At 40.6% G+C, this 8,724-nt stretch carries 9 protein-coding genes and 1 pseudogene; 2 read left to right on the top strand and 8 right to left on the bottom strand.

The features are described from left to right. Nucleotides 1-73: 73 nt before the first annotated feature. Entirely contained in the window at nucleotides 74-490 is a 417-nt protein-coding gene (locus N482_RS21620) for a cupin domain-containing protein (protein WP_063379036.1), read from the bottom strand. A gap of 202 nt (nucleotides 491-692) precedes the next feature. Here N482_RS21620 and N482_RS25955 point away from each other — a divergent pair. After that, nucleotides 693-1,612: pseudogene (locus N482_RS25955) on the top strand (IS4 family transposase); the annotation flags it as partial. Between the two features lie 40 nt (nucleotides 1,613-1,652). Here N482_RS25955 and N482_RS21610 read toward each other — a convergent pair. The 4 genes from N482_RS21610 to N482_RS21595 form a co-directional block, all read right to left on the bottom strand. Continuing rightward, entirely contained in the window at nucleotides 1,653-3,209 is a 1,557-nt protein-coding gene (locus N482_RS21610; RefSeq protein WP_063379034.1) for a SulP family inorganic anion transporter, read from the bottom strand. Nucleotides 3,210-3,321: 112 nt separating this feature from the next. After that, nucleotides 3,322-3,783, bottom strand: a complete 462-nt coding sequence (locus N482_RS21605) for an Lrp/AsnC family transcriptional regulator (protein WP_063355950.1) — start codon at nucleotides 3,781-3,783, stop codon at nucleotides 3,322-3,324. Nucleotides 3,784-3,830: 47 nt separating this feature from the next. After that, nucleotides 3,831-4,472 carry an MBL fold metallo-hydrolase gene (locus N482_RS21600; protein ID WP_063379033.1) on the bottom strand — a complete coding sequence of 214 codons (642 nt, stop codon included), beginning with the start codon at nucleotides 4,470-4,472 and terminating at the stop codon, nucleotides 3,831-3,833. 1 nt (nucleotide 4,473) lies between these two features. Beyond that, nucleotides 4,474-6,267, bottom strand: a complete 1,794-nt coding sequence (locus N482_RS21595; protein ID WP_419555059.1) for a M14 family metallopeptidase — start codon at nucleotides 6,265-6,267, stop codon at nucleotides 4,474-4,476. A 140-nt stretch (nucleotides 6,268-6,407) separates the two neighbouring features. Between N482_RS21595 and N482_RS21590 the strand changes: the two genes are divergently transcribed. After that, nucleotides 6,408-7,235 carry an SDR family oxidoreductase gene (locus N482_RS21590; protein ID WP_063379031.1) on the top strand — a complete coding sequence of 276 codons (828 nt, stop codon included), beginning with the start codon at nucleotides 6,408-6,410 and terminating at the stop codon, nucleotides 7,233-7,235. Between the two features lie 121 nt (nucleotides 7,236-7,356). On the opposite strand, the gene rplT is transcribed toward N482_RS21590, so the two are convergent. From rplT to infC, 3 genes are all read right to left on the bottom strand, one after another. Next, nucleotides 7,357-7,716, bottom strand: a complete 360-nt coding sequence (gene rplT / locus N482_RS21585) for a 50S ribosomal protein L20 (protein ID WP_023398349.1) — start codon at nucleotides 7,714-7,716, stop codon at nucleotides 7,357-7,359. Nucleotides 7,717-7,731: 15 nt separating this feature from the next. After that, nucleotides 7,732-7,932, bottom strand: a complete 201-nt coding sequence (rpmI, locus tag N482_RS21580) for a 50S ribosomal protein L35 (protein ID WP_023398350.1) — start codon at nucleotides 7,930-7,932, stop codon at nucleotides 7,732-7,734. Nucleotides 7,933-8,145: 213 nt separating this feature from the next. Then, nucleotides 8,146-8,709: a translation initiation factor IF-3 gene (infC, locus tag N482_RS21575; RefSeq protein ID WP_081228162.1), complete on the bottom strand. Its 564-nt coding sequence runs from the start codon at nucleotides 8,707-8,709 to the stop codon at nucleotides 8,146-8,148. Nucleotides 8,710-8,724: the final 15 nt, after the last annotated feature.

The raw sequence follows: 8,724 nt of genomic DNA, 5'->3' as shown, positions 1-8,724 counted from the left end.
ACAGAATTTTGAACGCCCTCGTTTAAATTGCACTAGGTTAGTTTGCCTTAATCTAAACTAACCTAGTATTTTGCTACTTTTTAACTGTAATGGCTTTGCCTTTTTCGCCAGCATAGAACACAATGATCCTCACATCATCTTCGCCTAATGCCTTTCCCGTATGAACCTTATTTACCAATTCAACGATCGGCTCTCCAGCTTTTAACATCAAAACCTCGCCATTTGGCTTTGTAACTTTAAGGTGTCCACGAAGTACGACACCAGCATTAATCACAGGGTGAAAGTGAAGTGGAAGCGTTGTCCCTGCGGGTATATTAATATCGAGAACGGTTATTTCTGGCGTGCCCGATGGGTAATTCGGCAAAGAAGAGCCGTCCCAACTTTGACTGGTTTTTACCAACGTTTTTACGCTCACTTGCTTTTCTTGTGCAGCAGATTGATGACAAAATAACACCGATGCCAAAATCATGGCCGCTGAGATTGTTTTCATATTGAATTTTCACTTCTTGATGTATTTTGAGTTCACCTTAATCAAGCGAATATAAATAAGCTATAGCTTAAAGAAAAAAAATCCAAATATATTATTTCTAAGCTAACCCCTTTAGTGCTTGGCACTAAAGCACAAAAAAGCCCGCATTTGGCGCAATGCTGATCTATTAAGAAAATGTTCAGTTGATCAATCCAAAAGGTCATGGCTTTTTAAGCAATGTAGCCATAAATGGGGATGAGAACGTTACCCACAAAATAGCTAGAATGGACTACAAGTATTCGCTGTTGATGGTGCTCTATTCAGAACACATGACAATGATGAGTTAAGAGCGCATTTTGGCAGTGGTAATACAAGCACAAATAGACAAAACCCCTTTCCAGAGCTTCGATTAGTCACACTCATTAATGTACGCTCTCATGTTATCGTCGATGGCGCTATTAGTCCTTATCGCAAAGGCGAAATCCCGTTAGCCAAGAGTTTCATGGAGCAACTGCCAGATAACTCAGTGACACTATTAGATAAAGGGTTCTATGGCGCAGATTTATACTTTTTATCAACCCACTGGGAGATAATTGCCGCTGGCTGATACCTGCTCGTAAAGGCCTGAAATGCACCTTGCTTGATGAACATGACAGTAACGACAAGCTTATCGAAATGAATGTATCCCCACAGGCCAGAAAGAAAAATCCGGATTTACCAGAGAAGTGGCAAGTTAGAGCGGTTACGTATCAACTTGACGGAAAAGATAAAACCGTCTTTACCTCACTGCCTAGAGATAAATTTAGCGCGAACGACATAGCCAACTTATATCATGAACGCTCGGAAATAGAGCTGAGTTACCACGATATAAAATCATCCATGCAACATAATGCGATTACGCTAAGGAGTAAGACAGTTGAGCTTGTGTATTAAAAGTTGTGAGGGTTGATATTGGGGTATAACTTAGTCAGGAGAGAAGCGAGCTTAACAGCAGTATCACACAAAAGGTCACCGAACGAGATAAGCATCAAATATGCATGTCAATTTTTTAAAGAAAAACGCCCTAGGCCAAGTAGACCTAGGGTCGTTGATATGAATAAAAGCCGTTACCCTTTTAATCGCAAAGCTGCTCCTCTAAAGTGAACAGCATTGCGCATTTAGCGGGCTTTCCATCAAAACAAATTTAAGCTAGCTCATCCGAAGCAACTTTGTATTTTGGATCTTCGATCACGTTTACTTCTACTAAGTCACACGCTTTGTCTAGTAAATGCTTGCAGTCTTGGCTTAAGTGACGCAAGTGAAGTGTTTTGCCTGCTTTAGTATACTTTTCAGCTAAAGCATCAATCGCTTCGATAGCACTGTGATCTGCCACACGGCTGTATTTGAACTCGACGATAACATCATCCGGATCATTTGCGATATCAAACAGCTCGGCGAAGTTTTTAACTGAACCAAAGAACAGTGGACCATGAAGTTCATACACTTTTGAGCCTTCTTCATCTATGTAATTACTGGTATAGATATGCTTTGCATGCTCCCAAGCAAATACAAGAGCAGACACGATTACACCAACACATACAGCAATGGCTAAATCTGTAATTACAGTCACACCTGAAACAAGCACAATTACAAACGCATCACTTTTAGGGATACGCTTCATTAAGCGGAAGCTAGACCATTCAAAGGTACCTAGTACAACCATGAACATAACACCCACTAGCGCTGCCAGAGGTATCATTTCGATTAAATTAGCTGCAAACAAGATAAAACCAAGTAATAATAGCGCAGCCGTGATACCCGACAATCTGCTACGTCCACCAGAGTTTATATTGATCATTGACTGGCCGATCATCGCACAGCCACCCATCGCACCGAATACACCACATGTGATATTTGCAGCACCCTGACCAACACACTCACGGTTACTGTTACCGCGCGTTTCTGTAATTTCATCAATAAGCGTTAGAGTAAGTAATGATTCAATTAAGCCGATTGCAGCTAGAATAAGTGCATATGGGAATATAATTTTAAATGTTTCTAAATTCCAAGGTACTTCAGGAATATGGAAAACAGGGAAGCCACCGGCAATCGTCGCATCAGAATTACCACTCATATCTTTTAGATAATCAAGTACATTTCGCGCATCTAGATCTAAACCGATTACGATACCTGATACCACTAAAATTGCCGCAAGGCTTGAAGGAATTGCAGTGGTAAGCTTAGGTAACAAGTGAATAATTCCCATTGTCAAAGCAACCAAACCCACCATGATGTATAGCGCAGAGCCTTGCATCCACTGAAGTGTGCCAGACTCCCCCATTACTTTGAATTGGTCTAGTTGCGCTAAGAAAATCACAATAGCTAGGCCATTAACAAAACCAAGCATTACTGGGTGAGGCACCATTCGGATAAACTTACCCAACTTAAAGATACCTGCCAAAATTTGCAATATACCCATTAATAATACCGTAGCAAAGAGGTATTCGACCCCATGTTCAACCACAAGGCTTACCATAACTACTGCAAGTGCACCGGTAGCACCTGAAATCATGCCTGGACGACCACCAAATATTGACGTGATAAGTCCAACGATGAATGCTGCATAAAGACCAACCAATGGATCGACTTGTGCAACAAATGCGAAAGCGACAGCTTCAGGTACCAATGCCAATGCAACGGTTAACCCTGACAACACGTCGTTTTTAGCAGAGCTTGGCGCTTTGCCTAAAAGATTAAACATTTATATCCCCAGTGTTTTTTACTACGACAGAAAAGCGCTGGATCCTAACAAAATCCAGCGCTTTTAACAAACATGATACATTATAGTGGTAATTTGAGATGTCTGTATGACACTAAATGATTGGTAAAGCAGTCGAGCGTTTAACACACGTCATGGTTACATTGGAATGCACTTCTTGGACGTACTCTAAATTCAGTAGATTATCTCTTACAAACAGCTCGTAACCTTCAATTCCTTTAGAAATAATGCGCAACATGAAGTCCATCGTACCTGCCATGGTGTAGCACTCTGTAACTTCATCATAGCTCATTATCAGTTTTTCAAACTCAGCGAGGTTATTACGACCATGGTTAGATAGCTTTACATGAGCATAAACCAGCATATCAAAGCCAAGTTGCTTTTCATCTAACAGCGCAACTTTTCCTTTAATAAACCCATCTTGTTCCAACTTAGCTATTCGCCTCCAGCACGGTGATTGTGACAATCCCACTTTGTCTGCAATTTCTGCTGTAGACAGGCTAGCATCCTGCTGTAACAACGCTAATATCTGACGATCAACTTGATTTAATGACATATTTATCTTTATATTTTAATGTTAAACTTTACGCTATTCACGCAGTACTATCCAAAACGCCCGCTCATAAACGGATTGTTGCGCTTCTCATATCCTATACTGGTATCTTCTCCGTGACCACTCATTACCCTTGTTTTATCATCAAGTGTAAAAAGTTTAGTTTCTATAGCGTGCTTAAGTTGTGCGGCGTCTCCTTTTGGAAAATCAGTGCGCCCCACTGAGCCCTTAAACAATACATCTCCTACAAGCACCGACGCACTTTTAGGCTCATAAAAAACAACATGACCCGGTGTGTGGCCGGGGCAATGCTTTACTGCCAACTTGAGTTCACCTAGCTCGATTACGTCACCTTCTTCCAGCCACTTGTGTGGCGTGAATCCAGCTTGTGGCGCAAAACCAAACATTTGCGCCTGCATTGGTAAACCATCTAACCAAAATTTGTCTTCAATATGAGGGCCAACAATTTCTATATTTAGAGAATCAGCCAGCTTATTACTCGCACCGACATGGTCCAAATGGCCATGTGTGAGTAATATAAACTCTACCGCTAAATTATGCTCTTCAACGGCTGATAGAATTTTCTCAACGTCACCACCAGGATCCACTATGGCAGCTTTACCCGTTACATCGCAAGCGATAACTCTACAGTTTTGCATAAAAGGGGTTACTGGTATTGTAATAACTTTCATACTATTTGCTCTGGTACGACATTAAAATTGGGTATTTCAAATATGCTTGATCATAATATGGTGTTTTTTCATATAACCATTCAAGCCGCTGCTCATCACTTTTGGCAAACACGCTATCTTCGCTTATACGCTTGTCAAATGCCAACGCCAACTTAGGACTCTCTTTTAGCATTTTTCTAGCATATGGCTCAAGTGCATAATTTTCAACATATTCTGTACGTTGGAAAATCTCTAAAAAATCACCCCAAGCAAAAAATGAGTCAGGTGCAACCGGGTGCAATAGATGCGTAACGAGTTCAGAATAAGGTTGTTGCGTAGATACCTTGTACCACCCTTCAGTTACTGGTGATTCGCTTAGCTGTAACTCTTCAAATTGAGCATTCACACGAAAACGCCCTTCAAAAGGTTGTTTAGCAAATTCATAACTAGACACTTTAAGCTGTGTAAGACCACTGCTCTCTTCCATAGCGTTAGACACAACTTCTACCTCAACACCATGAAGAGATAGCTTCTGCACTAACTTGCTATATTGAGGCGGTATATAGAATGCATTTGGAACTTTGACTTTAGCTTTTACTTCTTTTTGCCAAAATACGGGGAGCTTTTCGTACTCAACAGGCTCACCGAGGTACTTAACTTCCTGATGACCAGACAAAGCACTGTCAAATTGCTTATATTTAATACCTTTAAAACTGATGTAGGCAGGGCTCTGGCTATAACTCCTTTCCACAATTAACTCAGTAGGATAATTGTGCTTCTCAGTTTCAATGGCTTTGTGTAACGCTTTATGCTGTTTAGACAACGCATCAATTACGCCATCAATAAAGACATAAGTGCCTAAAACCCTTTGTTTATAAGGCTTTAAAGAGTGGTTTTCCACAAGGATAGTCGGTAACCCTTTGATATCTCCCCAGCCGTTAGAGAACCGCGGTGACGCTACCCAACCCGCCAAGCCTTGCTTTAAATTACGTTTATTCATAACAAAAATCAAAGGCCCTGGAATATGCCCTTGCTGAGATAATTTGTCATCAATAATCGGCGAAAATTGCTCTTCAAGTACTTTTGCAATTGCTGGAGAATCACTTGCGAAACTCGGGTTGAAACCATATGTAATATCGTATTGATAGTCTGCACCATCCGTCACATGAACATCGACATATAATGAAGGTTTGAAATCATTTATAACCTCCATTACGGCTCTTACACCAGGTGTATCGAGCTTTGTATAGTCACGATTCAGGTTTAAATTCTTTGCATTCGTTCTAAAGCCCATAGTCACTGGGCCCCGTTGATTAATGCGGTTAAATTGACTATTTCGCTCGTGACCATCAACGTTTAAAATCGGTATAAAGAGGATATTCACCTTACTTAATATATCGCGTCGTTTTCCCGTCGCAATATCTCTAAGTAACATAAACATTGCATCCTTACCGTCAATCTCGCCAGCATGAATCCCAGCTTGGATTAAGATGGTAGGCTTTTTATTGTTTGTCATCATTGCAGGAGAGAATTGACTATCTTCTACAGCCAACATCATATTAATATCTCTACCCTGACCACTTTTACCGATTGTGATTGATTTAAACTGCGTAGGGTTTGCTGCGACTAAGCGCATTATAAATGCATTAGTTTGCTCATAGTTGGGTGATTCCTCTCCCGCACTCAGTTCAAAGTCTGTCGTCAATGGTCCATCTTGTTGCATAAGGCTCAAGCTAGCGCCTTGCCACGGCTGCAATGGAGGGAGATGACTATTCAAATTAAGTGTTGCGGAAAGCAGAACAATACCTAAACTCATAAACATTCTTTGTATCTTTTTTGTATAAAGTTGATTATATCAATATTTTATTTAACAGCTTACAATGTGCGGTGATTCAACAAAAATTCACAGTTAATCGCACTAATCACTGCAGAACTAAGGAAAATTTAACTAAACCAATGAGTAAAAGCATATTAATTACAGGCTGTTCAACAGGAATTGGGTTATATTGTGCTAAAACACTGCACAACGAAGGTTTCAAAGTAATCGCTTCCGTGAGGAACACTGAGCATTTAAAGCAATTTGAAACACTAGGTATTCCATGCGTCTTACTTGATCTTGCCGATGAACATTCGATACAAAACGGTTTCAATGAGGCGCTTTCTTTGTGTGATGGCAAGTTAGATGCATTGTTCAATAACGGCGCATATGGCCAACCTGGCGCAGTTGAAGACCTGCCAACAGACGTGCTGAGAAAACAGTTTGAAGTCAATTTTTTCGGTTGGCATTCCATAACTCAGTTAGCGGTAAAACACATGAGAAAACATGGACAAGGTCGGATTATTCAAAACTCATCTGTGCTTGGGCTTGTGGCTTTGCCTTATCGTGGTGCATATAACGCCAGTAAATTTGCTCTTGAGGGACTAACGGACACTCTGAGAATGGAATTGGCAGACACAAATATCCAAGTCAGCCTAATAGAACCAGGACCAATTTTGTCGGAGTTTAGAAAAAATGCGCGAATTGCATTTGAAGAGCATATCAACATTGATGACAGCTTTCATAAGGCAGAATATCAAGCGCAATTGACAAGATTAAAAGCACAAACAGCGTCCCAGAAGTTTACCCTCGGCCCGGATGCTGTTTATGACAAACTGCGGCATGCCATCACTGCACCTAAAGCAAAAGCCAGATACTATGTAACATTTCCTACCTATTTTATGGGATACCTTAAGCGAATTTTAAGCTCAGCGCTTTTGGATAAAATCCTGTTGAAAAATAGATAGCCCTTGTGAGACACAGCTTACCAATATTAGTAAGCAATAAATACTCTGCTTATTATCTTCAGTTAAAAACTAAAAAAGGAGCCATAGGCTCCTTTTTAAATCGCTTAAACTTAATTAAAAATTAAGCTGCAAGACCTTCTTTTGCTTTCTCTACTAGAGCAGTGAAAGCTACTTGGTCATATACTGCGATATCAGCTAGGATCTTACGATCGATTTCAATTGACGACTTTTTAAGGCCGTTAATGAAGCGGCTGTAAGATAGGCCGTTTTGACGTGCTGCAGCGTTGATACGTGCAATCCATAGTTGACGGAAAGTACGTTTCTTAGCGCGACGGTCACGGTATGCATATTGACCAGCTTTAGTTACAGCTTGGAACGCTACGCGGTAAACACGTGAACGTGCTCCGTAGTAACCTTTAGCTTGCTTTAATACTTTTTTGTGACGTGCACGTGCGATAACACCGCGTTTAACTCTTGCCATTTCTGATATCCTCTATTAAGCGAATGGTAACATACGATCGATAAGGCCTAGGTCATTCTTATGAACCATAGACTTAGCACGTAGGTGTAGTTTACGCTTTGAAGACTTCTTAGTCAGAATGTGACGAAGATGCGACTGTTTACGCTTGTAACCGCCTGAAGCAGTCTTTTTGAAGCGCTTTGCAGCACCTCTGTGTGTTTTTAGCTTATAAGCCATTGCAATAACTCCAAATGATATTGCGTTAATATATGCAAGTAGGCGGATGAGAACATCACTTTTTTGGCCTAGTTTACACCCTTATTCCGGCGAAACTAAATGAAATCAAAAAGTTTACTTATAGCCGGTCAACACAGGTGACAATGACAAAAGCCAGAGTACTTTTATACCTGTGTTAAATTCTTTGAAAAATCGGCGCGTATTATGCCTGACTTATGCTTTCTTGGCAACAGGTGCCATCATCATTACCATTTGACGACCTTCAACACGATTCGGGAAAGACTCAACTTGTGCGATCTCTTCTAAATCTGCTTTCAAACGGTTAAGCATGTCAATTGCGATTTCTTGGTGAGCCATTTCACGACCACGGAAGCGGATAGTGATTTTAGCTTTGTCGCCAGCTTCTAAAAACTTACGCAAGTTACGAAGTTTAACTTGATAGTCACCTTCATCAGTTCCTGGACGGAACTTAATTTCTTTAACTTGGATCTGTTTTTGCTTTTTCTTTTGTTCTTTTTGTAATTTTGCTTTTTCAAAAAGGAACTTACCATAGTCCATTACTTTACACACTGGTGGTTCAGCGTTTGGACTGATTTCAACAAGGTCTAAACTTGCGTTTTCTGCTTGCGCTATTGCATCTCGTAACGAGACGATGCCCGCTTGCTCACCTTCAGCATCGATTAAGCGAACTTCTTTCGCTGTGATTTCATCATTGATACGATTCTTTTGAGCAGTAGTTTGCCCTTTTTTGCCGCCTCTAATGGTACGTTCCTCCAAAAAATCCAAAATTAA

It is taken from the genome of Pseudoalteromonas luteoviolacea NCIMB 1942, from assembly GCF_001625595.1.
In the GTDB taxonomy this organism is placed as follows: Bacteria; Pseudomonadota; Gammaproteobacteria; order Enterobacterales; family Alteromonadaceae; genus Pseudoalteromonas; species Pseudoalteromonas luteoviolacea_A.
This window is presented reverse-complemented; position numbering and strand designations above follow the sequence as displayed.

Coding starts and splice junctions, on each gene's coding strand:
- N482_RS21600 (WP_063379033.1), bottom strand. CDS start 4,472: ATGAAAGTTATTACAATACCAGTAACCCCTTTTATGCAAAACTGTAGA.
- rpmI (WP_023398350.1), bottom strand. CDS start 7,932: ATGGCTTATAAGCTAAAAACACACAGAGGTGCTGCAAAGCGCTTCAAA.
- N482_RS21595 (WP_419555059.1), bottom strand. CDS start 6,267: ATGAGTTTAGGTATTGTTCTGCTTTCCGCAACACTTAATTTGAATAGT.
- rplT (WP_023398349.1), bottom strand. CDS start 7,716: ATGGCAAGAGTTAAACGCGGTGTTATCGCACGTGCACGTCACAAAAAA.
- N482_RS21590 (WP_063379031.1), top strand. CDS start 6,408: ATGAGTAAAAGCATATTAATTACAGGCTGTTCAACAGGAATTGGGTTA.
- N482_RS21610 (WP_063379034.1), bottom strand. CDS start 3,209: ATGTTTAATCTTTTAGGCAAAGCGCCAAGCTCTGCTAAAAACGACGTG.
- N482_RS21620 (WP_063379036.1), bottom strand. CDS start 490: ATGAAAACAATCTCAGCGGCCATGATTTTGGCATCGGTGTTATTTTGT.
- N482_RS21605 (WP_063355950.1), bottom strand. CDS start 3,783: ATGTCATTAAATCAAGTTGATCGTCAGATATTAGCGTTGTTACAGCAG.